This is a genomic window from Pseudomonas sp. stari2, assembly GCF_040760005.1.
GTDB lineage: Bacteria > Pseudomonadota > Gammaproteobacteria > Pseudomonadales > Pseudomonadaceae > Aquipseudomonas.
This window is the reverse complement of sequence record NZ_CP099760.1, coordinates 3,217,927-3,243,531: the sequence shown is the minus strand read 5'-3', so window position 1 is coordinate 3,243,531 and position 25,605 is coordinate 3,217,927. Positions and strand designations below refer to the sequence as shown.

Annotated in this window: 23 protein-coding genes; 13 read left to right on the top strand and 10 right to left on the bottom strand. The window is 60.9% G+C overall.

All coding sequences use genetic code 11. The features are described 5' to 3' along the window. Position 1 precedes the first annotated feature (1 nt). The 3 genes from NH234_RS14620 to NH234_RS14610 all read left to right on the top strand — a co-directional run bounded on the left by NH234_RS14620 (position 2) and on the right by NH234_RS14610 (position 1,829). The gene (locus tag NH234_RS14620; protein WP_085730834.1) at positions 2 to 535 is read left to right on the top strand and encodes a tetratricopeptide repeat protein; all 534 of its coding nucleotides are present in this window, start codon (positions 2 to 4) and stop codon (positions 533 to 535) included. An 89-nt stretch (positions 536 to 624) separates the two neighbouring features. Next, positions 625 to 1,083, top strand: a complete 459-nt coding sequence (locus tag NH234_RS14615) for a sigma-70 family RNA polymerase sigma factor (RefSeq protein WP_256575995.1) — start codon at positions 625 to 627, stop codon at positions 1,081 to 1,083. Further along, the gene (locus NH234_RS14610; protein ID WP_367253184.1) at positions 1,080 to 1,829 is read left to right on the top strand and encodes an anti-sigma factor; all 750 of its coding nucleotides are present in this window, start codon (positions 1,080 to 1,082) and stop codon (positions 1,827 to 1,829) included. The genes NH234_RS14615 and NH234_RS14610 overlap by 4 nt, the downstream gene beginning before the upstream one ends. Here the strand turns inward: NH234_RS14610 and NH234_RS14605 are convergent. Together NH234_RS14605 and NH234_RS14600 are read right to left on the bottom strand one after the other, a co-directional pair. Further along, positions 1,819 to 2,103, bottom strand: coding sequence for a hypothetical protein (locus NH234_RS14605; protein WP_367253183.1), 285 nt, complete (start codon positions 2,101 to 2,103; stop codon positions 1,819 to 1,821). The two genes, NH234_RS14610 and NH234_RS14605, sit on opposite strands and share 11 nt — an antisense overlap. Before the next feature lie 10 nt (positions 2,104 to 2,113). Beyond that, positions 2,114 to 4,087: a hypothetical protein gene (locus NH234_RS14600; RefSeq protein WP_367253182.1), complete on the bottom strand. Its 1,974-nt coding sequence runs from the start codon at positions 4,085 to 4,087 to the stop codon at positions 2,114 to 2,116. Positions 4,088 to 4,297: 210 nt separating this feature from the next. On the opposite strand from NH234_RS14600, the gene pncA reads away from it, so the two are divergent. Further along, positions 4,298 to 4,924: a bifunctional nicotinamidase/pyrazinamidase gene (gene pncA / locus NH234_RS14595; RefSeq protein ID WP_367253181.1), complete on the top strand. Its 627-nt coding sequence runs from the start codon at positions 4,298 to 4,300 to the stop codon at positions 4,922 to 4,924. Positions 4,925 to 4,967: 43 nt separating this feature from the next. Here pncA and NH234_RS14590 read toward each other — a convergent pair whose 3' ends face one another. Beyond that, positions 4,968 to 6,269: an ATP-binding protein gene (locus NH234_RS14590; RefSeq protein ID WP_367253180.1), complete on the bottom strand. Its 1,302-nt coding sequence runs from the start codon at positions 6,267 to 6,269 to the stop codon at positions 4,968 to 4,970. 4 nt (positions 6,270 to 6,273) lie between these two features. Then, the gene (locus NH234_RS14585; protein ID WP_007960391.1) at positions 6,274 to 6,975 is read right to left on the bottom strand and encodes a response regulator transcription factor; all 702 of its coding nucleotides are present in this window, start codon (positions 6,973 to 6,975) and stop codon (positions 6,274 to 6,276) included. 184 nt (positions 6,976 to 7,159) lie between these two features. Here NH234_RS14585 and NH234_RS14580 point away from each other — a divergent pair, with 184 nt between their 5' ends. The 8 genes from NH234_RS14580 to NH234_RS14545 all read left to right on the top strand — a co-directional run bounded on the left by NH234_RS14580 (position 7,160) and on the right by NH234_RS14545 (position 17,480). Beyond that, a complete protein-coding gene (locus NH234_RS14580; protein WP_367253179.1) occupies positions 7,160 to 8,317 on the top strand; it encodes an efflux RND transporter periplasmic adaptor subunit in 1,158 nt (385 codons plus the stop codon). Between the two features lie 15 nt (positions 8,318 to 8,332). Then, positions 8,333 to 11,431, top strand: a complete 3,099-nt coding sequence (locus NH234_RS14575) for a multidrug efflux RND transporter permease subunit (RefSeq protein ID WP_367253177.1) — start codon at positions 8,333 to 8,335, stop codon at positions 11,429 to 11,431. Between the two features lie 78 nt (positions 11,432 to 11,509). Next, positions 11,510 to 12,151 carry a DUF1345 domain-containing protein gene (locus NH234_RS14570; protein WP_085730827.1) on the top strand — a complete coding sequence of 214 codons (642 nt, stop codon included), beginning with the start codon at positions 11,510 to 11,512 and terminating at the stop codon, positions 12,149 to 12,151. A gap of 158 nt (positions 12,152 to 12,309) precedes the next feature. Continuing rightward, positions 12,310 to 13,335, top strand: a complete 1,026-nt coding sequence (locus tag NH234_RS14565) for a LacI family DNA-binding transcriptional regulator (RefSeq protein WP_367253175.1) — start codon at positions 12,310 to 12,312, stop codon at positions 13,333 to 13,335. A 66-nt stretch (positions 13,336 to 13,401) separates the two neighbouring features. Then, a complete protein-coding gene (locus tag NH234_RS14560; protein ID WP_367253173.1) occupies positions 13,402 to 14,184 on the top strand; it encodes a TIM barrel protein in 783 nt (260 codons plus the stop codon). Continuing rightward, positions 14,177 to 15,127 carry a sugar kinase gene (locus NH234_RS14555; RefSeq protein ID WP_367253171.1) on the top strand — a complete coding sequence of 317 codons (951 nt, stop codon included), beginning with the start codon at positions 14,177 to 14,179 and terminating at the stop codon, positions 15,125 to 15,127. Before NH234_RS14560 ends, NH234_RS14555 begins: the two co-directional genes overlap by 8 nt. Before the next feature lie 64 nt (positions 15,128 to 15,191). Then, positions 15,192 to 16,490, top strand: coding sequence for an MFS transporter (locus tag NH234_RS14550; RefSeq protein ID WP_085730823.1), 1,299 nt, complete (start codon positions 15,192 to 15,194; stop codon positions 16,488 to 16,490). Positions 16,491 to 16,511: 21 nt separating this feature from the next. Continuing rightward, entirely contained in the window at positions 16,512 to 17,480 is a 969-nt protein-coding gene (locus tag NH234_RS14545) for a 2-hydroxyacid dehydrogenase (protein WP_367253169.1), read from the top strand. 6 nt (positions 17,481 to 17,486) lie between these two features. Here NH234_RS14545 and NH234_RS14540 read toward each other — a convergent pair whose 3' ends face one another. From NH234_RS14540 to NH234_RS14525, 4 genes are all read right to left on the bottom strand, one after another. After that, positions 17,487 to 18,674, bottom strand: coding sequence for a pyridoxal phosphate-dependent aminotransferase (locus NH234_RS14540; RefSeq protein WP_367253167.1), 1,188 nt, complete (start codon positions 18,672 to 18,674; stop codon positions 17,487 to 17,489). A gap of 41 nt (positions 18,675 to 18,715) precedes the next feature. After that, positions 18,716 to 20,341, bottom strand: a complete 1,626-nt coding sequence (locus tag NH234_RS14535) for a methyl-accepting chemotaxis protein (RefSeq protein WP_367253165.1) — start codon at positions 20,339 to 20,341, stop codon at positions 18,716 to 18,718. Between the two features lie 224 nt (positions 20,342 to 20,565). Beyond that, positions 20,566 to 21,705, bottom strand: coding sequence for a glycerate kinase (locus NH234_RS14530; protein ID WP_367253163.1), 1,140 nt, complete (start codon positions 21,703 to 21,705; stop codon positions 20,566 to 20,568). Between the two features lie 91 nt (positions 21,706 to 21,796). Further along, positions 21,797 to 22,921: a sugar diacid recognition domain-containing protein gene (locus tag NH234_RS14525; RefSeq protein ID WP_085730819.1), complete on the bottom strand. Its 1,125-nt coding sequence runs from the start codon at positions 22,919 to 22,921 to the stop codon at positions 21,797 to 21,799. 170 nt (positions 22,922 to 23,091) lie between these two features. Between NH234_RS14525 and NH234_RS14520 the strand changes: the two genes are divergently transcribed. Then, complete coding sequence (locus tag NH234_RS14520) at positions 23,092 to 24,402, top strand: MFS transporter (protein WP_367253162.1); 1,311 nt, start codon at positions 23,092 to 23,094, stop codon at positions 24,400 to 24,402. Positions 24,403 to 24,476: 74 nt separating this feature from the next. Here the strand turns inward: NH234_RS14520 and NH234_RS14515 are convergent, their stop codons facing one another. After that, positions 24,477 to 24,851: a hypothetical protein gene (locus tag NH234_RS14515; RefSeq protein WP_085730817.1), complete on the bottom strand. Its 375-nt coding sequence runs from the start codon at positions 24,849 to 24,851 to the stop codon at positions 24,477 to 24,479. Continuing rightward, complete coding sequence (locus NH234_RS14510; protein ID WP_085730816.1) at positions 24,848 to 25,552, bottom strand: SDR family oxidoreductase; 705 nt, start codon at positions 25,550 to 25,552, stop codon at positions 24,848 to 24,850. The genes NH234_RS14515 and NH234_RS14510 overlap by 4 nt, the downstream gene beginning before the upstream one ends. Between the last annotated feature and the right edge of the window lie 53 nt (positions 25,553 to 25,605).

Genomic DNA, 25,605 nt, shown 5'->3' with positions numbered 1-25,605 from the left:
CATGACTTTCCGTTCCGTTATGTTCGCCGCCCCGTTGCTGATGGCCGCAATGTTTTCCAGCCCTTTGGCCCTGGCTCACGGCGATGAAGACGAGCCGGTGCAGAAACCCAACTGCCCGAAAGGTCAGGTGCTAGACAGCAAGTCGCAGAAATGTGTTCGGCAGACCAGCAGTCTGGTGCCGGATGCCGACCGTACCGACTACGCCTATCGCCTGGCCAAGGACGGTCGCTATGAAGAAGCCCTCGCCTTGCTCGACACCCTGAAACAGCCGAACACCGCCAAGGCCCTCAACTATCGCGGTTATGCCACGCGCAAACTGGGGCGCACCGACGAAGGCATCGGTTATTACCTGCAATCGGTGAAGCTTGATCCGCAGTACGCGCAAGTCCGCGAATACCTGGGCGAAGCTTATGTCATCAAGGGGCGCGTGGATCTGGCGCAGGAGCAGTTGCAGTACATCCAGAAGATTTGCGGCACGACCTGCGAGGAATACCGGGACCTGGCCGAAGCCATCAACGATTCATCGAAAACCTGACACGACACGCGGAGGCGAACATTTTCAGCGATCAGGCCTTCAGAGCCGAACTAGGACAACATCTGGCGCGCCTGTGGCGCTACGGCCTGCTGCTGTCGCGCAATCGGCATGTGGCCGAGGATCTGGTGCAAGCCACTTGCGTGCGGGCGCTTGAACGTTCGAGCCAGTACGTGGCCGGCACGCGCATGGATCGCTGGCTGCTGAGCATTCTGCATTCGATCTGGCTCAATGAAGTGCGCGCCCGCCGGGTGCGCCAGGGCCAGGGCGTGGTGGACGCCGACAGCCAACTGACGTTCGACGGTGAATACGCCGCGCAGACCCACGTCATGGCGGCGCAGGTGATCCGGCGCGTCGATGCACTGCCGGAAACCCAGCGCGAAACGGTGTACCTCGCCTATGTCGAAGGCCTGTCCTATCGCGAAGTGGCCGAGATCCTGCAAGTGCCGATCGGCACGGTCATGAGTCGCCTCGCCACCGCGCGCCTGAAACTGGCCGAATACCCACCGCTGCAAGCGGTACCGAACACCCCTGCAGGAGACCGGCAATGAATACGCCTTCCGACGAGCAACTGGTGGCGTATCTGGACGATGAACTGGCCCCCGAACAGCGCGACCAACTCGACAGCCTCATCGCCGACGATCCGCTGCTGAGTTTGCGGGTGCAATGGCTGAGCCGCAGCAACCTGCCGTTCAAGGCTGCCTACGACGAACTGGCGCAACAGGCACCGCTCGATCGCTTGCAGGCCCGGCTCGATGCCGCGCCATCACCGCAGAAGCCCGGTTTCAGCCGACGCTGGTTCCTCGGTGCAGCCGCTGCCGGCGCGGCGCTCGCCGGGGTGGCGGCAGACCGGTTGTTCCTGACTTGGCAGACCCAGCAAGCGCACAACTGGCGCGCGCGGGTGGGCGACTACATGGCGCTGTATGTACCGCAGACCCTCGAACACTTGCCCACCGACGAGGCCTCGCAGCTGGCGCAATTGCGATCCGTCGATGCGCGACTGGGCCTGAGCCTCTCGCCCGCGAAACTGAAACTGCCCGGCGCCGTGTTCAAGCGTGCACAAATACTCGAATACGACGGCGTACCCATTGCGCAGATCGTTTATCAGGACGCCAGATACGGACCGCTTGCGCTATGCGTGACGCGCTCGAACAGTGGCAGTCTTCCCGTCGAGCAGGAACGTCGACACAACATGAATGTGGTGTACTGGACCGTTCGCGAACATGCATGGATGTTGATCGGCTACAACCCGACATCCGAGCTTCACGGTCTCGCCCGAACCCTGATCAATATTTAACTTTGATCGTGTCGAGGGAGAACCAGTCTGGTTTCGGACAGACAATCCGGATGATTTTTATCCCATCTGCCTCATGCAGCAGGCTTTGTGGCGTGCTGTAGGACGTGCCGAGAAACTTGCTCGCAAGCAGGGTTCTGTCCGCAGACAGATACTCCACGAAACTGTCTTCATAGTTGACGCTTAATTGCCAGAAACTGACGCGGGAACAGGCTTTTTTCAACTCCAGCTCGACGACCACCGGCTCCGGAGGATTACTGTTGCGACCGATACTCAACACCTGTCCTTCAACCCGCCCGGAGAACGATTGGCCGATATCGGACCGTGGCATGATCGCGCACTCGCCACTGCCCGACACAAAACTGATTCGCAGGTTGGCGGTTTCCATGACGCCCCCCCTTCGACACCACTTGCGCGCGCGCCAGCTCAAAGTCCTCCAATACATCGGTCGGCAGGTTCAGGACCTGATACTCGCGGGTTTTGAAAACCACGGCGGAGCGTTCGTCGTTTTTACCGTCAAATGCCACACTCAGCTTCAGGATCGCGGGGGTTCCCGGTTTGAAATTCAGGAGCAGATCACGCATCAGCGCATTGTCCAGACCGGCCGTTGTTTCAGGCTCCGTGACCGGAGCGCCCACGGCGATCGTGATCTCATAGTCCTTGTCATCGTGTCCGACACCGCATAGACGAAACCAGCGTAGCTGCCCCACAGCAATCGCCGGCCACGATTTGCAGGATGCCTGAGCGTGCCCGCTGAATGCGCCCAGATCGAGCATTTCATCACCCAGAGCCTGTGGCAACCCCGGGGTTGGCAAGCGCCAATCGGCGTCTTCGATCCTGTGGACGGTGACCTCCCGCTCGCCCGATGGCTGCGAGCCTCCTGCCCGCAGCAACTCCCAACCCAGTGTCATCGTTCGGCCGTGATTGGCCGCAAGCACTTCAGGCTTGAGTACAAAATTGGCACGGTGATTGTTGTTGAAGTTGACCGCCTTGAACACCGGTGAACCAAGCCCAGGAGCCCCGTTGACCACCAGACGAGCCTGATCGCCGTCCTGGGCATCAAGGAACTCGACACGAGCGGTCACACCGTTGGAAAAGTCGAATGGATGAATCTTGTAGCCGGTCCCGACGAGGGTTGGAGGTAGCAGTTCACTGGTGGCGGCGCCAATGATGCGGACGGTCAACGTCTCGGAACGATCCAGCGGTACACCATCACTTACCCGGGTGTATCGAAATGTCGCCTTGCCGCCCGAAGCAGCAACCAGAGACTCGTTCGGTATGGAGAACGCGTACATGAACGGCTTGATCGTGACGGTCTTGATCAACGTCAATGACTGCACGTCACCGGTCGCATCCTGAAAGCGGCAGTCCAGATGAATGTCGTCACCTTTCATCCAGTTGCCTGACACATACACCTGCGCAGTCGCGGACCTGCCGGCAAGCTTTTTGAGGTCGATCGTATCGGGGTCATCTTCGGCGTCGGCAGGGTCTTCACTGACAATCGGCGGGTCGTACCATTGCCCCGAAAGATTGACGTACAAAGATAATGCGACCGAGTACGGATTGTTGGTGTCCGGACCATTACCAACACAATCCCACACCGTGAACTTCAACGAAAAATCCGCCGCGTCGCCCGCTTTGATAAAGGTCGCTTCATCGATCAAGATTACCAAAGGCTCTCCGCTATCGACGTCGGCCTGGGTCACAAGCCGCGTCAGGATCTCGCCGTTGCAATCAAGTTGCACGTTGTCGAAAGGTCTCATCAGCGGATAGGAAAGCGTGGCAGCAACGCCTTCCCGTGCCCGTTCGGGATTGACGCCTTCATCGAGTATCACTGGCTCGACGCTGAGCTTCAGCTCCGAATGCCCCTCCTCCTCGGGAAAACGATCCACCAGCCCCGGACGGTTACGGTGGAACCAGACCTGCAACGGGCATGAAGTTTCAATCTCGACGCCGCCTCGTTCCAGGCCGTAGTCCAGCGTGTTAGGCCCATCCTTCAAAAATTTCACCGGAACATACAGGTCCGCTCGTTGGTTTTCCTCTCCGGCGGAAATCGGTTTAGTTGCCACTACAACACCGTCAAGTCGCAAGACAAGCCTGTCATCCACAACCATACCCGCTGGAGGGACGATGAAAACCTTGACCCCCTCTGGATAGAGATGAGTCAGCGCCAACGGCAAACCTGCATCGGCTGGTGGCGTTGTGAACACTGGCTGTTTCATACCGGGAATATGAGGTTGAACGAGTGTAGGGACGGCCATCGTCTTCAGTCCTTTGCCAGCAGATCGAAAGGGATTGATCAATGCAGTATCGCGTTGCCGACATCAGATACCTCTGCGGCGATGGCCACAACTGTCATATCTGACAGGTGTTTTCTCGAAGAAAATGATCAAGAATTGCGCGCGCCCGATCAAGCGTACGAAGCACGCTGTACTATGCTGGACCAGTGACTTTCCAAGTAAGGATTACCGATGTCGACCACGCCTCGTAGTGCATTGCTGGTCATCGATGTACAGAACGACTTCATTCCCGGCGGCCAACTGCCGGTGCCCGAGGGAGATCGGATAGTGCCGTTGGTCAACGATCTCGCTCGTCAGTTCAAACAGGTCGTGATCGCACAGGACTGGCACCCTGCAGGCCATGCGTCGTTCGCCTCCAGTCATCCCGGCCACAAGCCCTACGACGTGATTCAACTACCCTACGGCGAACAGACCCTCTGGCCGGATCATTGCGTGCAGGCCACCCGGGGTGCCGAACTCCACCCGGAATTGAACCTGCCCCATGCGCAATTGATCATCCGCAAGGGCTGCAACCCGGACATCGACAGCTATTCGGCGTTTCTGGAGGCGGACCGGGCGACCACTACGGGGCTGGCGGGTTATCTGAAGGAACGCGGCATCGACACGGTGTACATGGTCGGCCTGGCGCTGGATTTCTGCGTGATGTTCTCCGCGCTGGATGCACGGGCGGCAGGGTTCAATACATTTGTGGTGCTGGATGCATGCCGGGCGATTGATTTGAATGGCTCGCTGGCGACGGCGATCGAGCGGATGCAGGTGGCCGGGGTCGGGCTGATCCACTCCACTGAACTGCTCTGACTGCGGCTATATGATCGTTCCCACGCTCTGCGTGGGAACAAAATCACGTCGGCGTTGGCAACCAGAGCCTGAACCGCGCACCACCCAACGGCGAACTTTCCACCGTCAACGTCCCGCCCTGCGCCTCCAGCGCACGACGACTGATCGCCAGCCCCAGGCCAAACCCGCCCGTAGCCCGATCGCGGCTGCGGTCCAGTCGATAGAACGGTTCGAAAATCCGCTCCCGCTCATCTTCCGGAATACCGATGCCATCGTCATCCACCCAGATCTCGCAGCCCTTCGGGCAAACCTGCACGCCGATCTGAATGCGCCTTTCACAGTAGCGCATGGCGTTGCGTAACAGGTTCTGAATTGCGCGGGCCGTCAGGCGCGGGTCCAGCGAGAAGCGTTCCAGTTGGTTGTGCAGCAATACATCGATGACGATTTCCGGGGATTCCAGCTCTTCGTCGACGCTGCCCAGAATACTGTCGATGAACTCGTCCAGCGACACTTCTACCTGTTCCGGCAAACGCGCCGGATTTTGCAGGCGGCTGTAGGACAGCAACTCCAGCACCAGCTCATCCAGTTCACGAATGTGCGCCACCAGACCTTGCAGGCGTTCACGACTGGTTTGCGGCAGATCATCGGACAGCGCCAGCGCCAGGCCGAAATCCAGTCGGGTCAGTGGCGTACGCAGTTCGTGGGACACCGCGTTGAGCAGATCACGCTGCTGATTGAGCAGGTTTTCAATGTCGCCGGCCATGGTGTCGAACACATTGGCCAGACTGCCGATGTTCGAACTCGAGCCGATTTGCGTACGTTCGCTCAAATGGCCTTTGCCGAAGCGCTCGGCGGTGCCTTTCAGGCGCTCAAGATCACGCCAGTGCGGCCGCAGCCAGAGCAGCAGGCACGCCAGCAAACTCGCACCGATCAGGACGTTGATGCTCCAGTACAGCAAATTCACGTCCATCGGATCCGGTGGCACCACCATTTGTACGGCCACCTGGTCGTTCAGCGGCGTCACCGCCAGCGTGCGCCAGCCCCAGTCACCGATGCGTACCACGTTTTCGCCGCGACGCAGGCGCTCTTGTTCGATCGGGGTGAAGTCGGCGTTATCGATGCGGGCGAGGACGATGTGCAGCGGCTGAAAATCCTTGTCCATCGACGCCGCAACCGCCGGCCATTGATCCTGCGGCACCGCGCGAAACTGCTTGGTGATCAACGATTGCAGGCCACGGGAATAATCGAGGTTGTAGGTGACGAACCGATCCCTGAACGCCATCACCACCAGATCCGGCACCAGATAGATCGCCGCACTGTAGGAAACGATCGTCACCAGATACAGGCGAAACAGGATTCTGAACATCGACTCAGCATTCCCACTCGGAACGGCTGAACAGATAACCCTTGCCCCACACGGTCTTGATCTTGCGCGCTTCGCCCGCGTGGTCGTCGAACTTGCGTCGCAGTTTGGAAATCGCCACATCCACCGAACGGTCGGTGCCATTGAACTCTATACCGCGCAGGCGTTGCAGGATCTGGTCGCGGCTCAACACTTCACCGGCATGACGGGCCAACACCACCAGCAGGTTGTATTCGCCACTGGACAGCTCGACCGGTTGTTCGCGCCAGGTCACAGTGCGTTCCGACAGGTCGATGCACAGATTGCCCATCAGGATGCGGTCGTTGGCAGTCATCGGCTCGCCGAGGCTGCTGCGCCGCAGCAAGGTGCGCACCCGCGCCAGCAGGACTCGCGGCTCGCAAGGTTTGGTGACGTAATCGTCGGCGCCCATTTCCAGGCCCAGCACCTGATCGTGGCTGTCATCACGGGCAGTGAGCATCAGGATCGGCAGCGTCGCCGAGTCGGCGCGCAACAGGCGACACACCTGCAATCCGTCGAGGCCCGGCAGCATCAGGTCGAGAATCACCAGGTCCGGCGGGTTTAGACGCGCCCGTTCGCGCACATGGTCGCCACGACCGATCACGCTGACGGAGTAACCGTTGCGTTCCAGATAGCTGGAAATCAGTTCGGCGAGAGCGGTGTCGTCTTCGACCAGGAGGATGTTGGGCATTGAGGTGATCCAGAGCGAGCGGTGGCGACAGTCATGTCGCAATAAATTTCAAGGCGTAAAGGATATACGCCCTCACTCGTCCCAGAGCAAAACCCTTACACAATTTCACACAGCACCTACAAAGCTTCACCGCTACCTTCGGTGCCTGTCCGTAGGATGCGCACATCAATATTGGGGGTCGTACATGTCGAAGAATCTGCTGGCCGGGCTCGGCCTGATCGCATTGGCGCTGACGCTGAGTGCCTGTGGTAAATCCTCGAGCACTGAGGAACAGGCGCCACCGGCCACCGTGCGGGTCGAAACCCTTGAGGCGCGTCCCCTGTCGATCAGCAGCGAGCTGAGCGGGCGCATTGCCGCACCGCGCATCGCCGAAGTCCGCGCCCGGGTCGCCGGCGTGGTGCTGCAACGCACCTATCGCGAAGGCAGCGACGTGAAAAAGGGCGACGTGTTGTTCCGCATTGATCCGGCACCGCTCAAGGCTGACCTGGACAGCGCCGAAGCCGCCCTGCGCAAGGCCGAAGCCAACGCGTTCCAGGCAAAACTGCAGGAACAGCGCTACGCCCAGTTGATCGATGACAAGGCCATCAGCGCTCAGGACTACGACAACGCCCGCGCCAACGCCCGGCAGACCGCCGCCGACGTCGCCGCCAACAAGGCTGCCGTCGAACGGGCGAAACTGAACTTAGGTTACGCAACCGTCACTGCGCCGATTTCCGGGCGAGTCGGCCGTGCGCTGGTCACCGAAGGCGCGCTGGTCGGCCAGAACGAAACCACGCCCATGGCGCTGATCCAGCAACTGAACCCGATCCATGCCGACCTCAGCCAGTCGACCCGTGAACTGAATGAGCTGCGCCGGGCCTTCCGTTCCGGCCAGTTGCAACAAGTCGGCCAGGATCAGGTCAAGGCCACGTTGATCCAGGACGACGGCAGCCTCTATCCGCTGCCGGGCAAATTGCTGTTCAGCGACATCACGGTCGATCCGGGCACCGGGCAGATCATTCTGCGCAGCGAATTCCCCAACCCGGATCTCGATCTGCTGCCCGGCAGCTACGTTCGCGTGCGTCTGGAGCAAGGCGTGATCCAGCACGGTCTGACCGTGCCGCAACGCGCGGTACAGCGTGACAGCGCCGGTGTGGCGCAGGTGCTGACCGTCGACGATCAGATGCGCGTCGCCCAGCAGCCAGTGCAACTCGGCGCAGTGCAGAACGACCGCTGGATCGTCACCGGCGGTCTCAAGCCCGGCGACCGCATTGTCATCGAAGGCCTGCAGCACGCCCGTCCGGGTGAAGTGGTGCAGATCGACGACACCCCTCTTCCACTTGCCCAGACCTCTGGTCAGTAAGCAGGACGCTCTTCTATGCCGCAGTTCTTTATCGACCGCCCGGTGTTCGCCTGGGTCGTCGCGTTGTTCATCCTGTTGGCCGGTGCGCTGGCCATCCCGCAATTGCCGGTGGCGCAATACCCCGATGTCGCACCGCCGCAGATCGAAATCTATGCCGTGTACCCGGGTGCCTCGGCGCAGACCGTCGACGAGAGCGTGGTCAGCCTGATCGAGGAAGAGCTCAACGGCGCCGATCACCTGCTGTATTTCGAATCGCAGAGCAGCCTCGGCAGCGCCACGATCAAGGCGACGTTCCAGCCCGGCACCAACCCGGAACTGGCGCAGGTCGATGTACAAAACCGCCTGAAAGTGGTCGAGTCGCGCCTGCCGCAAGCGGTCAATCAGCAAGGCTTGCAGGTGGAGAAAGTCTCCGCCGGTTTCCTGCTGCTGATCACCCTGACCTCCAGTGACGGCAAACTTGACGACGTAGCGCTCAGCGATTACCTGGCGCGCAACGTGATGAACGAGATCAAACGCATCGACGGCGTCGGCAAGGCCCAGTTGTATGGCGCCGAGCGGGCGATGCGGATCTGGGTCGACCCGCAGAAGCTGATCGGTTTCAACCTGACGCCAGCTGATGTCAACGCCGCCATCGTCGCGCAGAACGCTCAGGTCTCGGCGGGCAGCATTGGCGATCTGCCAAACCCGAGCACTCAGGAAATCACCGCGACGATTCTGGTCAAGGGACAACTGTCGACGCCGGAAGAGTTCGCCGACATCGTGCTCAAGGCCAATCCGGACGGTTCCACCGTGCGCATCAAGGATGTGGCGCGGGTCGAGATCGGCAGTCAGGAATACCAGTTCGGCACCCGTCTGAACGGCAAGCCGTCCACCGCCGTCGGCGTGCAACTGGCACCGGGCGCCAATGCCCTCAGTACCGCGACTTTGATCCGGGCGAAGATGGATGAGCTGTCGCGTTATTTCCCGGCGGGCGTGGAATACAAGATTCCCTACGACACTTCGCCATTCGTGAAGGTCTCGATCACCAAAGTGGTCTACACCCTCGGCGAAGCCATGTTGCTGGTGTTCGCGGTGATGTTCCTGTTCCTGCAGAACATCCGCTACACACTGATCCCGACGCTGGTGGTGCCGGTGGCGTTGATGGGCACCTTCGCGACCATGCTCGCGCTGGGGTTCTCGATCAACGTGCTGACCATGTTCGGTATGGTGCTGGCGATCGGCATTCTGGTGGACGACGCCATTGTGGTGGTGGAGAACGTCGAACGGATCATGGCCACCGAAGGCCTGTCGCCCAAAGAGGCGACTCGCAAAGCGATGCGGCAGATTACCGGCGCGATCATCGGCATCACGCTGGTGCTGGTGGCCGTGTTCATTCCGATGGCATTCATGCAGGGCTCGGTGGGCGTCATCTATCGCCAGTTCTCGCTGTCGATGGCGACTTCGATCCTGTTCTCGGCGTTCCTCGCCCTGACCTTGACCCCGGCGTTGTGCGCAACGCTGCTCAAGCCAATCGCCAAAGGTGAGCATCACGAGAAAAACGGGGTCTTCGGCTGGTTCAACCGCCGCTTCGAGTGGCTGACGAATCGCTATCAGGACTGGGTCGGCTATGCGCTGAAACGCACCGGTCGTTATCTGCTGATCTACGTTGTGTTGCTGGTGGGTCTGGGCCTGTGCTTCGCGCGCCTGCCCTCTTCGTTCCTGCCGGTCGAGGATCAGGGTTACACCATCACCGACATTCAATTGCCACCCGGTGCGAGCAAGAACCGTACGGTGCAGGTGGTCGAGCAGATCGAAGCGCACAACGCCGGCGAACCGGGTGTGGGCGACAGCACCGTGATACTCGGCTTCAGCTTCTCCGGCAGCGGGCAGAACGCTGCGCTGGCCTTCACCACACTCAAGGATTGGTCGCAACGTGGCGGCGACGATTCAGCGAGCTCGATTGCCGACCGTGCGAACATCGCCCTGAGTCAGATCAAGGATGCCGTGGCTTTCGCCGTGCTGCCGCCGCCGGTGGACGGTCTCGGTACGTCCAGCGGTTTCGAGTTCCGCCTGCAGGATCGCGGTGGCCTCGGTCATGCGACTTTGATGGAGGCACGCACCCAACTTCTGGAAGCCGCCGAGAAAAGCCCGATCCTGATGAACGTGCGTGAAAGCGCGCTGGCCGAAGCACCGCAAGTGCAACTGGAAGTGGACCGCAAGCAGGCCAACGCCTTGGGAGTTTCGTTCGCCGACGTCGGTAACGTGCTGTCCACCGCCATCGGCTCCTCGTACGTCAACGACTTCCCCAATCAGGGTCGGATGCAACGGGTTGTCGTGCAGGCTGAAGGTGATCGCCGCAGTCAGGTCGATGACTTGCTGAAAATGCACGTACGCAACGACGCCGGAAAAATGGTGCCACTGTCGGCGTTCGTCCGAGCCACATGGACTCAGGGCCCGGCGCAACTGACCCGCTACAACGGCTATCCGGCGATCTCGATTTCCGGCGAACCGAAACCCGGTCACAGCACCGGCGAAGCCATGGCGGAGATCGAACGGCTGGTGGCCCAAGGGCCGAAAGGGCTGGGTCAGGAATGGACAGGGCTGTCGTTGCAGGAGCGTTTGTCCGGCAGTCAGGCGCCAATCCTGCTCGGGTTGTCGCTGTTGATCGTGTTCCTGTGTCTGGCGGCTTTGTACGAGAGCTGGTCGATTCCGACTTCGGTGCTGCTCGTTGTGCCGCTGGGTGTACTCGGTGCAGTGCTGGCAGTGACCTTGCGTGGGATGCCCAACGACGTGTTCTTCAAGGTCGGCCTGATCACCATCATCGGATTGTCGGCGAAAAACGCGATCCTGATCATCGAGTTTGCCAAGAGCCTGTATGACGAAGGTCACGATCTGATTGACGCCACGCTGCAAGCTGCGCGTCTGCGGTTGCGGCCGATTGTCATGACTTCGCTAGCGTTCATTCTGGGCGTGGTACCGCTGGCGATTGCCACGGGCGCGAGTTCGGCGAGTCAGCAGGCGATTGGTACCGGGGTGATTGGCGGGATGATTACGGCGACGCTCGCGGTGATCTTTGTGCCGGTGTTTTTCGTTGTCGTGATCAAGCTTGTGCGCAGGTTTGCCAAGCCTGATTGATTGACCGCTTCCGGCGCGGTGGCCACGGGTCGCCGCGCTGGGCTAAGGTGTCTGCATACCCTGGCCCATCGAGTTCCCATGCGCTTCCTCGCTCGCACCCATCCTCGCCTCTCCGCCGCCGCCCTGTTCGGCCTTGCCGTCGGCCTGCTGGCACCCGTCGATTCCGTCATCAGCAAGATCCTCATCGGCTGGAATGCCGGGGTCTGGACTTACCTGATCCTGATGCTTTGGCTGACCATCCGCGCCAAAGCGCCGGACGTCAAACGCATTGCCGAAGTCGAGGATGAAAATGCCGGGCTGGTGCTGTTTGTCGTCTGCATCGCGGCGTTGGCGAGCCTGGCGACCATTACCGTCGAGCTGGCTGGCAGCAAGGACCTGGAAACCACCCGCAAACTCTTGCACTACGGTTTTACCGCACTGACCGTCATCGGTTCGTGGCTGCTGATCGGGGTGATTTTCTGCGTCCACTACGCCCGGCTGTTTTACACCTGGGATGGCAAGGAACCGGCACTGCGTTTTGCCGAAGGCCTGACGACACCCAACTACTGGGACTTTCTGTACTTCTCGTTCACCATCGGCGTGGCTGTGCAGACGGCGGATGTGGGCGTTGCGACTCGTGAGATACGCAAGATTGTGCTGGCGCAGTCGTTGATCGGGTTTGTATTCAACACCGCCATCCTCGGGTTTTCGATCAACATCGCCGCCGGGTTGTTCGGCTGACGTCAGCGGCTCCCTGCGAAACGCCATTTGTCGGCGACTTACGAATTTCTCCCGATCATTCTCTTGACGATCGATTCTCTTCTGGTGTTTCCTGAAACCGGTTTCAGATCCAGATACAGCGATCTGACCTGACAAATCCAATAACAAGGTTTCAGACCGTGAACGACTTCTCCGCCGCCCAGCGCAGCCGCGTGACTATGCTCAACGTCGCCGAACACGCGGGCGTGTCCAAGGCCAGCGTCTCGCGCTTCATCGGCGATGACCGTGCCCTGCTCTCCGATGCCATTGCCCAGCGCATCGAGCAGGCGATCGCCGAACTCGGCTATCGCCCCAATCAGATGGCCCGTGGTTTGAAACGCGGCCGCACGCGCCTGATCGGCATGCTGGTGGCCGATATCCGCAACCCTTATTCGATTGCCGTGATGCACGGGGTGGAAACTGCCTGCCGCCGGCACGGCTACAGCCTGGTGGTGTGCAACACCGACCGCGATGACGAACAGGAACGCCAGCATCTGGCGCTGCTGCGCTCGTACAACATCGAAGGGCTGATCGTGAACACCCTGGGCCATCACCGGGATGAACTGGATGAGTTGAAGCGGGAAATGCCGCTGGTGCTGGTGGATCGCAAGGTCGACGGGCTGGACAGCGACATGGTCGGATTGAACAACCCGCAAGCCATCGAGATGGCGCTCGAACATCTTCAGCAACGTGGCTATCGCGATGTGCTGCTGGTGACTGAACCCTATGACGGGACCAGTTCGCGGATCGAGCGGGTCAGCAGCTTTCAGCAGCAGGTTGGCCAGCGCGAAGACATGCGTGGCGCAGTACTGGAAACCGGCCCACGCCTTGCGAACGATCTTCAAACCTTTTTGAACACACCTGAAAACGGCCCGAAGGCCCTGTTCTGCGCCAATGGCGTGGCGGCGCTGGCCTGCACCCTGGCTTTACGTGAGATTGGCTGCCGGTTGTTCGAGGATGTCGGGTTGATCGCGCTGGATGACCTGGATTGGTATCCATTGGTGGGCAGCGGGATTACTGCCCTTGCACAGCCTACAGAGGAGATTGGGGCGCGGGCGTTTGAGTGTTTGCTCAAGCGGTTGCGTGGGGATACCGAGGTGACGCGGACGCTGGATTTTGCGCCGGTGCTGATCGAGCGCGGCTCAACGCGCAATAAGGCGGAATAAGGCCCTACGGGGCCACCCAAAAATTTTTTTGAACAAAAATGAAACCGGTTTCAGAGGTAGATAACAATGAATAAACCTGCCATTTCCATCAGCCTCTCCAGCTACGGCGCCGACCTTGTTCGTCGTCGCGGCCAAGGCTCATTCATCGAAGTGCTGGCCGCCGCCGGCGCCAATCGCATCGAATGGCGCGAAGAACTGCTGACCAACGAAGTACCCGCACAACTTGCTGCTGCCGCCCACGCTCAAGGCCTGCAAAGCATCTATTCCTCGCCCACCGAGCTGTGGCTGGCCGGTCAGTCGCGGCCCAATCCCGAACTCATCACCGCGCTGCAAAACGCCGAAGCGTTCGGTTCGAAGTGGCTGAAGGTTTCCCTTGGATTCTTCACCGACAACGGTGATCTGCAAGCCTTGGCGCAAATCCTTGCGCAAAGTCCTGTTCAGCTTTTGGTAGAAAACGACCAGACCCTGCACGGCGGTCGCATCGAGCCGTTCCAGCGCTTCTTCGCCGCCGTCGAGCAGCACAACCTGCCGATCAAGATGACCTTCGACATCGGCAACTGGCAGTGGCAAGACCAGTCCGCCACCAGTGCCGCTCGACTGCTGGGCCGCCACGTCGGCTACGTGCATTGCAAAACCGTAGCCCGCCGTGCCGACGGCAAACTGGTGGCCGTGCCACCGGCCGCGACGGACCTGCATCTGTGGGAACAACTGCTGCGGCACATGGCCCAAGGCGTTATGCGCGCCGCCGAATACCCGTTGCAGGGCGAGGACCTGGTGCAGTTGACCACCGAACACGTCGTCGCCCTCGCCCGCCTCGGCCAATCCCGTCTGGAGCCTGCCCATGTCTGAGATCGATATTCTGTCGTTCGGCGAAACCATGGCCATGTTTGTCGCCGAACAGAGCGGTGATCTGGCCTTCGTCGATCAGTTCCACAGGCGCATTGCCGGGGCGGACAGCAATGTCGCCATCGGTTTGTCCCGGTTGGGTTTCAACGTTGCGTGGCTGAGTCGGGTCGGTGCCGATTCGCTGGGACGATTTGTAGTCGAGACCCTGGTTCGCGAAGGACTGGACTGCAGCCATGTCGAAGTCGACAACGCGCACCCGACCGGTTTCCAGCTCAAGTCGCGCAACGATGACGGCAGCGACCCGACGGTCGAGTATTTCCGTCGCGGCTCGGCGGCCAGTCACCTGTCGCCGCAGTCGATCACCCCGACGCTGCTCAGCGCCCGACATCTGCACGCCACCGGCATTCCCCCGGCGCTGTCCGCATCCGCCCGGGAAATGTCCCGTGAACTGATGACCCGCATGCGCAACGCCGGGCGCAGCGTGTCGTTCGACCCGAACCTGCGCCCGAGCCTGTGGGCCAGCGAGCGGGAGATGATCACCGAGATCAACCGCCTCGCCGCCCTCGCCCACTGGGTGTTGCCGGGGTTGAGTGAAGGCCGCTTGCTGACCGGGTTTGAAGACCCGGCGGATATCGCTGCGTTCTATCTCGATCAGGGTGCCGAAGCCGTGGCGATCAAGCTCGGGCCGCAAGGCGCGTATTACCGCACACATCTGGATCAGGGTTTTGTCGCCGGGGTGCCGGTCGAAACCGTGGTCGATACGGTCGGCGCCGGCGATGGATTTGCGGTGGGGATGATCAGCGCCCTGCTGGAGCATCAGAGTTTTCCCGAGGCGGTCAGACGCGCCAACTGGATCGGCAGCCGGGCGGTGCAGAGCCGTGGTGACATGGAGGGTTTGCCGACCCGATCCGAACTTTCTGCTGATTCATCCCACGCTGCCGCGTGAGCACACGCGACAACCGATTCATTGAACCTGCTGCGACAAAAACAACAAGCTCAGGAGCAAGACCATGAAAACCGCAACCCTCGCCACCCGCCGCTGGTGGTACATCATGCCGATCGTGTTCATCACCTACAGCCTGGCGTACCTGGACCGCGCCAATTACGGTTTCGCCGCCGCCTCCGGAATGGCCGCAGACCTGATGATCACCCCGGGCCTGTCCTCGCTGCTCGGCGCGCTGTTCTTCCTCGGGTACTTTTTCTTCCAGGTGCCCGGAGCGATCTACGCGCAAAAGCACAGCGTGAAGAAACTGATCTTCGTCAGCCTGATCCTCTGGGGCGGGCTCGCCACGCTGACCGGTGTGGTCTCCAACGCCTATTGGCTGATCGTGATCCGCTTCATGCTCGGCGTGGTCGAAGCGGCGGTAATGCCGGCGATGCTGGTGTACCTGTGCCACTGGTTCACCCGCGCCGAACGCTCAAGGGCCAACACGTTTCTGATCCTCGGCAACCCGGTGACCATGCTCTGGATGTCGGTGGTTTCGGGTTATCTGGTGCAGCATTTCAGCTGGCGCTGGATGTTCATCATCGAAGGCTTGCCGGCGGTGCTCTGGGCATTCATCTGGTGGAAGCTCGCCGATGATCGTCCGGCCCAGGCCAAGTGGCTCAGCGACCAGGAAAAGCATGATCTTGAGAGCGTTCTCGCCGCCGAACAGGTCGGGATCAAAGCGGTGAAGAACTACGCCGAAGCCTTCCGTTCGCCGAAGGTGATCATTCTGGCGCTGCAATTCTTCTGCTGGAGCATCGGCGTCTACGGCTTCGTGCTGTGGCTGCCGTCGATCCTCAAGGCCGGCGCGCAAATGGACATGATCGAGGCCGGCTGGCTGTCGGCGTTGCCTTATCTCGCGGCAGTGATCGGCATGCTGCTGGTGTCCTGGGGCTCGGACAAACTGCAAAAGCGCAAACGCTTCGTCTGGCCGCCACTGTTGATTGCTTCGGTGGCTTTCTATGGCTCCTACGCCTTGGGCGCGGAACACTTCTGGTGGTCGTACACGTTGCTGGTGATCGCCGGCGCCTGCATGTACGCACCTTACGGCCCGTTCTTCGCCATCGTGCCGGAGATCCTGCCGGCCAACGTTGCCGGTGGCGCCATGGCGCTGATCAACAGCATGGGCGCCCTCGGTTCTTTCGGTGGTTCGTATCTGGTCGGTTACCTGAACAGCTCAACCGGTTCGCCCGGCGCTTCGTACCTGTTGATGAGCGGCGCACTGATGCTCTCGGTGGTGCTGACGATTTTTCTCAAGCCCGGCGCGAGCGACCGGGTGACGGCCAAGCGTGTCGCACCGCCTCCGCTGCCGGCTCATTCCTGAATTGATAGAGAGATGACTGCGATGAAAAAGCAGGTTGTGTTGTACAAAAAGCTTTCGCCGGCGTTGATGGCGCGACTTGAGGAAAAGGTCGACGTAACGCTGATCGACAGTCTCGACGCCGACGGTCTGATGAAACTGCGCGACGCTTTGCCAAGTGCCCACGGATTGCTCGGCGCGAGTCTGAAACTGGACGCGGTGCTGCTCGATCTGGCGCCGAAACTCGAAGCGATTTCCAGCGTCTCGGTGGGCGTCGACAACTATGACATCGACTACCTGACCCGGCGCCGGATCCTGCTGACCAACACTCCGGACGTGCTCACCGAAACCACGGCCGACACCGGATTCGCGCTGATTCTGGCCACCGCCCGGCGCGTGGTTGAACTGGCGAACATGGTGCGCGGCGGCCACTGGCATCGCAGCATCGGCCCGGCGCATTTCGGCACCGATGTGCACGGCAAGACGCTGGGCATCATCGGCATGGGTCGGATCGGCGAGGCGCTGGCGCAGCGTGGGCATTTCGGGTTCGGGATGCCGGTGATCTATCACAGCCAATCGCGCAAACCTGTGGTCGAAGAGCGTTTCGATGCGCAGTACCGCAGCCTTGAGGATTTGTTGCAGCAGGCGGACTTCGTCTGCCTGACCCTGCCGCTGACCGCACAGACTGAAGGTTTGATCGGCGCAGAACAGTTCGCGTTGATGCGCCCGGAAAGCATCTTCATCAACATTTCCCGAGGCAAAGTAGTAGACGAAGCGGCAATGATCGAAACCTTGCGCCATAACCGGATTCGCGCGGCGGGGCTGGATGTGTTCGAGCGCGAGCCGCTGAATCACAATTCGCCGTTGCTGCAGTTGAACAACGTCGTGGCGACGCCGCACATGGGCTCGGCAACCCATGAAACGCGCGAAGCGATGGCGCGGTGTGCGGTGGAGAATCTGTTGGCGGCGTTGGCGGGTGAAAGGCCCGCCAACCTGGTAAATCCCCCACGCTGATCGAGGTCAGGCGCTGCGCACTTGCAAAAGCTGCGCAGCGCACAACGCGATCCTTGAACACGCATCCGCCAGTTTCACCCGATCCAGCACCAGTCCGATGCGAATATGCCCCGCCGCACTCGGCCCGAACGCCTCACCGGCCAGCACCGAAACCCCATACCCCTCCAGCAACCGCTCGGCAAAGTCCTGCGCGCCGATCCCGGTCTGACGCACATCGACCATCACGAACATCCCGCCATCCGGCTTGATCGGGTACAACCCCGGACAGCTGCGCAACCGCTCGCACACCAGATCCCGGCGCAAACGGTATTCCTCGCGCATCTGCGTCACTTCCGGCAAATCCTTCTCCAGCGCCACCTGCGCGGCTTTCTGCACAAAATCCGGCAGACCGAACAACATGCTCAGCGACAGGTTCACCAAATGTTCGGCCAAGGGTTTGGGCCCGATCATCCAGCCGATTCGCCAACCGGTCATGGCGTGGGATTTGGACAGGCTGTTGATAGTCGCGGTACGTTCGGCCATGCCCGGCAGGCTGGCCGGGCTGACATGCTCGCCTTCGTATAACAATTCGCTGTAGACCTCATCGCTGATCAGCCACAGGTCATGACGGATGCACAGCGCTGCCAGCTCTTGCCAGATCAGCAGCGACAGACTGGCGCCGGAAGGATTGTTGGGGCTGTTGAGCAGCATGGCCCGAGTCTTCGGGGTGATTCGCGCTGCGACATCCGCCGGATCGACACGAAAGCCGTTTTCCGGGCGAACCGGCACCGGCACCACGGTTGCGCCGCAAGCACCGAACACGCCTTCATAAGTCACGTACATCGGCTCGGCGACGATGACTTCATCGCCCGGATCCAGCAGACATTGCGCCACCGAATACACGGCGCATTGCGCGCCGGGCAGAACAATCACATGGTCAGCGTCCACGTCCTGGCCGCTTTTTCGCCGATGGCGCTCGGCGATCCGTTTGCGCAGCTCCAGCCGGCCGCGCACTTCGGAATAATGGGTATCGCCCGCCAGCAGGCTGTCGATGGCGCCGTGGATGATCGGCAGCGGCGTATCGAAATCAGGATCACCCACGGACAGCAGCAAGACATCAATGCCCTCGGCGCGTAACTCCAGCGCTCGGTCGTGAATCCGCCAGGCCGCTGCTCCCTCCCCGGCGATTCGTTGGGTCAAGGCTGAATAGCGCATGTACGTCTCCTGATTGCGCGGTCTCCAGCCTTCACCCTAGGTCAAATCACAAACCGCGCCACCATCGCATTCAAATCCACCGCCAGACGCGACAGTTCGTGAGTCGCGGCGCTGGTCTGGTTGGCGCCGGCGGCCGATTGTGTGGCCAGATCGCGGATGTTCACCAGATTACGATCCACCTCACGAGACACCTGCGCCTGCTCTTCAGATGCGCTGGCAATCACCAGATTGCGCTCGTTGATCTGGTGAATCGATTGCGTGATTTGCTCCAGCGCGATGCCGGCGGCACGGGCCATTTCCAGCGTTGTGTGGGTGCGCTGGTTGCTTTGCTGCATCGACTCCACCGCTTCGCCAGTACCGTTCTGAATACCGGCAACCATTTTTTCGATTTCCTGGGTCGATTGCGCGGTGCGATGTGCCAGGGCACGAACTTCGTCCGCCACCACGGCGAAACCACGCCCGGCTTCACCGGCACGGGCCGCTTCGATGGCGGCGTTGAGCGCCAGCAGGTTGGTCTGTTCGGCGATGGCGCGAATCACGTCCAGCACCTTGCCGATGTCACGGCCCTGAGCAGCCAGGCCTTCGATCATTTGCGCGGTGTTCTGCACGTCGTGGGTCATGGTCTGGATCGCGTCAACGGTTTTCACCACTTGGTCGCGACCTTCTCGGGCGGCGTGGGACGACTGGTTCGAAGCTTCGGAGGTCGACACCGCATTGCGTGCCACCTCTTCCACCGCAGCGGTCATTTCGTTGACGGCGGTGGCGGCCTGTTCGATTTCATCGTTCTGTTGTTGCAGGCCACGGGACGCTTCTTCGGTCACGGCGCTGAGTTCTTCGGCGGCGGCGCCCAGTTGCGTGGCGGAGCCGGCAATCTGTTCGATGGTCTTGCGCAGGTTGGCCTGCATCTCGGCCAGCGCTTCGAGCAGGCGCGCCGGTTCGTCCTTGCCGTCGACTTCAATGGTTTTGGTCAGATTGCCGCCGGCAATGGTTTGTGCCGCTGTCACGGCGCGATTCAACGGGGTAACGATGCTGCGGGTCAGCATCAAGGCCAGCAGCACCGTGGCCACCGCAGCGATGATCGACACGATGACGACGCCGGTGATGGCGCTGTCGTAATGTTCACCGGCCTGAATGGAGGCTTCCTTTGCACCGGCGGCGTTGATCGCAATCAGTTTGTTGAGCTGTTCGCCCATCTGGTCGGTGCCGTCCTTGATCTTTGTGTTGATCAGGGTACGCATTTCATCAAGCTTGTCCTGACGGGACAGCTCCATCATCTGGTTCTGGGCTTGCAGGTAGTTGTCCAGCGTCGTGGCGAACGCTTGATATTGCGCACGCTCTTCGCTCTCTGCCGGCAACGCGGCGTAGGCGGCCTGAGCACTGCGCACCTTGTCCACTAACACGCCAATGCGGGTTTGCGCCTCTTGCAGACCGGCCGCCTCACGGTTAACCAGAACGCGGAACGACAGGATCCGCATACGCAAGACGTTTTCCGTCACGACCCCCAGATAAGCCACGCTGGGTAACTGATTGGTCTGCATCTCGATGGACGCCTGGCGGATGACCGACATGCGGTTGACGGCGAACACGCCGAGCACGATCACCAACAGGGCAATAAAGGCAAAACCGAGGAAGGCACGGGGCGCGATATTCAGATTACGCAAGGACATAGGAAGGCTCTCGGAAAGTCGAAGCTAAGAGCATCCATGCCGTAATCACTGGCCCGCGAGGGCGGGCTACAGTCCGGCGCCACAGTTTGTTGAAGTCTTGTGCGCGCCTGATCCTTATATCGGCCAGGCTTGAGGATTTTTTCAGGTCAAGAGTAAATATTTTTCAAATGATTGCGAGTGTTTCGCGATTGAAACACCCGGCGTTTTGGATGATGGGTGACAGGTCAGGCCGGAGTCGCCATGCGCCAGACGCGGGCAATATCGGTGGCGCGTTCACGCAACAGGCGTGGTGCTTCGGCGCAGGCTTGTTCGAGGGTCATCGGGCCGCTGGTGACAGCGAATGCTGCATCGATACCGTGATCGTAAAGAGCCTGATAGCCCTCGCCCAAAGTCCCGGCAATGACGATCACCGGTACGCCGTATTGCTTGGCGATCCGCGCCACGCCGAACGGGGTTTTGCCGCGCAGCGTCTGGGCATCGAAGCGCCCTTCGCCGGTGATCACCAGATCAGCACCGTTTACTGCGTCGGCCAGCCCGACCAGTTCCGCGACCACTTCAACCCCGGCCTGGAACCGTGCGCCGAGAAATGCCTTGGCCGCAAAGCCCAGTCCACCCGCCGCACCGCTGCCCGGCTCGTCCCGAACATCCTTGCCCAACGCTTGCGCGCAGAGTTCGGCAAAGTGACCGAGGGCTTGATCCAGTTGCTGCACCTGCGCCGGTGATGCGCCTTTCTGCGGGCCGAAAATCGCCGAGGCGCCATGAGGGCCGCACAGCGGATTGTTGACGTCGGCGGCGATGTCGAAACGCACCTGTGCCAGACGCGGGTCGAGTTCGCTGAGGTCCAGTCGTGCGAGTTGCGCCAGCGCCAGACCACCCGGCACCAGTGATTGCCCTTGAGCATCCAGCAGTTTCAAGCCCAGCGCCTGCATCGCGCCGGCGCCGCCGTCGTTGGTAGCGCTGCCGCCGATGGCCAGAATCACGCGTTGTGCGCCGGCATCGAGCGCCGCACGGATCAATTCTCCGGTGCCGAGCGTGCTGCTGATACACGCGTCACGCTGCCCCGGCGGCACCAGTTGCAGGCCGCTGGCCTCGGCCATTTCGATGATTGCGGTGTGGTTGTGCGGCAACCACCCCCACGCGGCTTCGACCGCCGCGCCCAACGGGCCACGCACACGAGTGCGGCGCAGTTCGCCTTCGCAGGCATCGAGAATCGACTCCACCGTCCCTTCGCCACCGTCGGCCATCGGGCATTTGACCAGCGTCGCCTGCGGCCAGACCTGCGCCAGGCCCAGCGCGATGGCTTCTGCAACGCCTTGGGCACTCAGGCTGTCCTTGAACGAATCGGGGGCGATGACGATTTTCATGCGAATTCTCCAGTTCCAATGCCCCTCATGCTGCCAGTCGCCTTGCCCGTTGACGCCTGTCCGCTGCACAAGTGGCGCAGGCGTTTATTGTTCATTTCGACAAATCGTCGGTCTGCGGTAGCAATTGCACCCCGAGATACAGCGCCAACATGCCGTCGAGCTTCAACGGATCGACCCCGCTCAGCTCGGCAATCCGCTCCATCCGGTAACGCAGGCTGTTGCGGTGAATGCCCAACGCATCGGCGCAGGCCTGGCTCTGCCCGTCGTGATCGCACCAAGTGCGCAGAGTCGCGAGCAACTGGCCGTTGCTGTCCTTGGCGATGACCTTGCGCAATGGTTTGAGCAATTCGTCCAGCGCATCATCATTGCGATGACGCCAGAGCATCACCGGCAAGCGATAGCGATTGAGGGTCAGCAATCGTGAGTGCGGCAGTACTTCGCGGCCATAGGCGAGCAAATCGCCGACCCGTCGATAGCAACGGCGCAACCCGGCCAGTCCATCGGCCTGTCCACCGACGGCGATGCGCAGGATGTTCCAGCCCAGGCCATCGAGTTTTTCCAGCAGGCGATCATGCTCGACGTTTTGACTCGCCGGCCGGCACCAGAGCAGCGACGAATTGGCCGAACTCACGCACCAACTGTCCGGATAGCGCGACATAAGCCACGCACTCAGCGCCTCGACGGTTTGCCCCGGTCCGTGTTCAAGTCCCAGCTCAAACAGATACGGCACCCGCGTCAGTTGCGGTTTGAGCCCGAGTTGCTGGGCTTCATCCACCAAACGCGGCGAATCCCCTGCTTCACTCAACAGCAGCGCAAGCAAGTCATCGCAACGCTGCCGCCGCCATTGCTGCTCCGATTGCTGATTGCGCTGCCCCACCAGCATTTCAGCGGTCATGCGCACCAGTTCGGCGTAAGTGCGCAGTTGTTCGGGCTCGCCCGTGATGCCGAGTACGCCGATCAAACGCTGATCAAGCAGCAACGGCAGATTGATCCCCGGCTGCACGCCTTTCAGATGCACGGCGGTCTGCGCGTCGATCTCCACCACCCGCCCGTTGGCCAGCACCAGTTGCGCGCCTTCGTGGCGGGTGTTGATCCGCTCCGGTTCGCCGCTGCCGAGGATCAGGCCCTGGCTGTCCATGACGTTGACGTTGTACGGCAAAATGGCCATGGCCCGGTCGACGATGTCCTGGGCGAGGTCGTGATCGAGTTCGAACATAAGGGGAAAATCCTTGAAAACAGGCGCGGACGGTTGTTCACCCGCACAGGGTCTGCCGGCAAACCCTGTGCTCAGGCACAAAGACAATCCGGCCAAAGGTGGCCGAGACTCTCAGGGCGATCAACGTTACCCTTTGCATCGCAAAAAATCATAATAAAGAGAGAGCCGCCATGTCGCAGAGCGCCGCTGCCGCCCAGACCATCGCTGACGATAAAAATGCCGTCTACAAGCGCATTACCCTGCGTTTGATCCCCTTCATCTTCATCTGCTACCTGTTCAACTACCTCGACCGGGTCAACGTTGGATTCGCCAAACTGCAGATGCTCGACGCGCTGAAATTCAGCGAAACCGTGTACGGCCTTGGTGCCGGTATCTTCTTCATCGGCTACGTGCTGTGCGGCGTACCGAGCAACCTGGCGCTGACCAAATTCGGCCCACGGCGCTGGATCGCGCTGATGATGATCACTTGGGGCACGTTATCGACCTGCCTGCTGTTCGTCACTACACCGACCCAGTTCTACACCCTGCGCCTGTTCACCGGCGCGGCCGAGGCCGGGTTCTTCCCTGGCGTTGTGCTCTACCTCTCGCAGTGGTTCCCGACCTTCCGCCGTGGCCGGATCATGGCGCTGTTCATGTCGGCGATTCCGGTATCTGGTCTGCTCGGCAGCCCGTTTTCCGGCTGGATCCTCAATCACTTCGCTGCGGGCCAGGGTGGTCTGGCCGGTTGGCAGTGGATGTTCCTGCTGCAAGGCATTCCGACTGTAATCCTCGGCGCACTCGCCTACTTCCTGCTTAGCGACAACTTTGCCGCTGCCAAATGGCTGACCCCGCACGAGCGTTCGGTGCTGGAAGCGGATCAGGCCGAAGACCTGGCGAACAAACCGAAAACCACCTCCGATTCGCTGATCGCCGTGTTCAAGAACCCGGCGATCTGGGCCTTCGGCCTGATCTACTTCTGCATTCAGAGCGGCGTGTACGCGATCAACTTCTGGCTGCCGTCGATCATCAAGAACCTCGGTTTCAGCGACAACCTGGTGATCGGCTGGTTGAGCGCGATTCCGTATCTGCTGGCGGCGGTGTTCATGCTGGTGGTCGGTCGCTCGGCGGACTTGCGCAAAGAACGTCGCTGGCACTTGGTGGTGCCGATGCTGATGGGTGCGATCGGCCTGCTGATCGCGGTGAACTTCGCGGCCAACCCGCCGATTGCGATCCTTGGTCTGACCATCGCGACCATGGGCGCGCTGACCGGTCTGCCGATGTTCTGGCCGGTGCCGACTGCCATGCTGAGCGCAGGTGCGGCGGCAGGTGGTCTGGCGTTGATCAACTCGATGGGGCAGATGGCTGGATTCCTCAGTCCTTATCTGGTGGGTTGGGTCAAGGACAGCACCGGCTCGACTGATGCGGCGCTGTATCTGCTGTCGGGTGTGATCGTTGGCGGGAGTCTGTTGGCGTTGCGGATGACGCGGACGTTGCGGGCCTGATTATCGGCAGGCACACAAAAACGGCCCACTTCGGGCCGTTTTTTATTGGCGCCCCAAGATCGTAAACGCCACGATTAAACACTCACAAAATCCCCCGCTGTCGCATCCAGCTCCAGCACCAATCCCCCCGGCATTTGCACAAAAATCTGCCAGATCCCGTCCTCCGGCACCTGCGCCACCTGATACGGCAACCCACTGCTCTGCACCCGTTTCAAAACCACCGCCGCATCTTCATCGGTGCGAAACGCAATATGACTCAACGCCGCCTCATCCAGCGCGGGCTGCTCAATCACATGCACCAGCGCCTCCCCGTCCTGATACAACCACCGCCCAGGAAACGGAAACGGCGGCCGTCGCCCCGGCGTCAGTCCCAATAAGGAATTGAAAGCGTCCTGAATCGGTTGCCCGTCCGGCGCATTGAACGCCAGGTGATCGAAGTGCCAGGTCATAACAATCCACCTCCGTCGACGTCGATGATGCTGCCGCTGATGAAGCCGTTTTCCATGACCAGCATAAATGCGGCGGCCAGATCCTGCGGCGTTCCGACCCGGCCCACCGGAAGAGCGGCCGAGGTGCGGGCGAACATCGCGCTGCGATGGCTTTCGTCCATGCCGGCGTAAGCTTCGGTGTCGGTCACGCCGGGGCTGATCACGTTGACCCGACGCGGCGCCAGCTCCTTGGCCAGTTGTTTGGCAAGGGATTCAAGTGCCGCGTTCAGGGTGGTTTTGATGAATTGCCCGGCGACGAATTTGCGCGAAAGCAACCCCGACGTCAGGGTGATGCTACCCCGCTCGCTCAGGTACGGCAGCGCCGCTTGAATGGCGCGCAAGGTGCCCCAGAATTTCACGTCGAACGCCTGTTGAGCCTGGAGCAGATCGCTGTCGGCCAGCGGCTTGGCGCTGACGCTCGGCCCTGCGGTAATCACCAGATGATCAAAGGCGCCGATGCTTTCGAACAGTTGACGCAGCGAGGCGTCATCAGTGACATCGGCAGTTTCATGACGGACACCGTCATGGGTTTCGGAGGTTGCGACACGGCGGCCGACCGAATAAACACGGGCGCCACGTTCAGCAGCGTTCGACGCGACAGCGGCGCCAATGCCGCTGCTGCCGCCGATGACCACAACAGTCTGGTTGTCGAGTGGTTTCATGAGAGTTCTCCGGTAGGCTTAAGGAGATTGCATCTTCTCCGGTTGCCAATCGA

What these genes read in the sequence shown, in the direction of transcription:
- NH234_RS14590 (WP_367253180.1), bottom strand. Translation starts at nt 6,269, where the DNA reads ATGTTCAGAATCCTGTTTCGCCTGTATCTGGTGACGATCGTTTCCTAC.
- NH234_RS14610 (WP_367253184.1), top strand. Translation starts at nt 1,080, where the DNA reads ATGAATACGCCTTCCGACGAGCAACTGGTGGCGTATCTGGACGATGAA.
- NH234_RS14535 (WP_367253165.1), bottom strand. Translation starts at nt 20,341, where the DNA reads ATGTCCTTGCGTAATCTGAATATCGCGCCCCGTGCCTTCCTCGGTTTT.
- pncA (WP_367253181.1), top strand. Translation starts at nt 4,298, where the DNA reads ATGTCGACCACGCCTCGTAGTGCATTGCTGGTCATCGATGTACAGAAC.
- NH234_RS14515 (WP_085730817.1), bottom strand. Translation starts at nt 24,851, where the DNA reads ATGACCTGGCACTTCGATCACCTGGCGTTCAATGCGCCGGACGGGCAA.
- NH234_RS14585 (WP_007960391.1), bottom strand. Translation starts at nt 6,975, where the DNA reads ATGCCCAACATCCTCCTGGTCGAAGACGACACCGCTCTCGCCGAACTG.
- NH234_RS14560 (WP_367253173.1), top strand. Translation starts at nt 13,402, where the DNA reads ATGAATAAACCTGCCATTTCCATCAGCCTCTCCAGCTACGGCGCCGAC.
- NH234_RS14555 (WP_367253171.1), top strand. Translation starts at nt 14,177, where the DNA reads ATGTCTGAGATCGATATTCTGTCGTTCGGCGAAACCATGGCCATGTTT.
- NH234_RS14545 (WP_367253169.1), top strand. Translation starts at nt 16,512, where the DNA reads ATGAAAAAGCAGGTTGTGTTGTACAAAAAGCTTTCGCCGGCGTTGATG.
- NH234_RS14540 (WP_367253167.1), bottom strand. Translation starts at nt 18,674, where the DNA reads ATGCGCTATTCAGCCTTGACCCAACGAATCGCCGGGGAGGGAGCAGCG.
- NH234_RS14600 (WP_367253182.1), bottom strand. Translation starts at nt 4,087, where the DNA reads ATGGCCGTCCCTACACTCGTTCAACCTCATATTCCCGGTATGAAACAG.
- NH234_RS14575 (WP_367253177.1), top strand. Translation starts at nt 8,333, where the DNA reads ATGCCGCAGTTCTTTATCGACCGCCCGGTGTTCGCCTGGGTCGTCGCG.
- NH234_RS14620 (WP_085730834.1), top strand. Translation starts at nt 2, where the DNA reads ATGACTTTCCGTTCCGTTATGTTCGCCGCCCCGTTGCTGATGGCCGCA.
- NH234_RS14580 (WP_367253179.1), top strand. Translation starts at nt 7,160, where the DNA reads ATGTCGAAGAATCTGCTGGCCGGGCTCGGCCTGATCGCATTGGCGCTG.
- NH234_RS14520 (WP_367253162.1), top strand. Translation starts at nt 23,092, where the DNA reads ATGTCGCAGAGCGCCGCTGCCGCCCAGACCATCGCTGACGATAAAAAT.
- NH234_RS14510 (WP_085730816.1), bottom strand. Translation starts at nt 25,552, where the DNA reads ATGAAACCACTCGACAACCAGACTGTTGTGGTCATCGGCGGCAGCAGC.
- NH234_RS14530 (WP_367253163.1), bottom strand. Translation starts at nt 21,705, where the DNA reads ATGAAAATCGTCATCGCCCCCGATTCGTTCAAGGACAGCCTGAGTGCC.
- NH234_RS14570 (WP_085730827.1), top strand. Translation starts at nt 11,510, where the DNA reads ATGCGCTTCCTCGCTCGCACCCATCCTCGCCTCTCCGCCGCCGCCCTG.
- NH234_RS14525 (WP_085730819.1), bottom strand. Translation starts at nt 22,921, where the DNA reads ATGTTCGAACTCGATCACGACCTCGCCCAGGACATCGTCGACCGGGCC.
- NH234_RS14550 (WP_085730823.1), top strand. Translation starts at nt 15,192, where the DNA reads ATGAAAACCGCAACCCTCGCCACCCGCCGCTGGTGGTACATCATGCCG.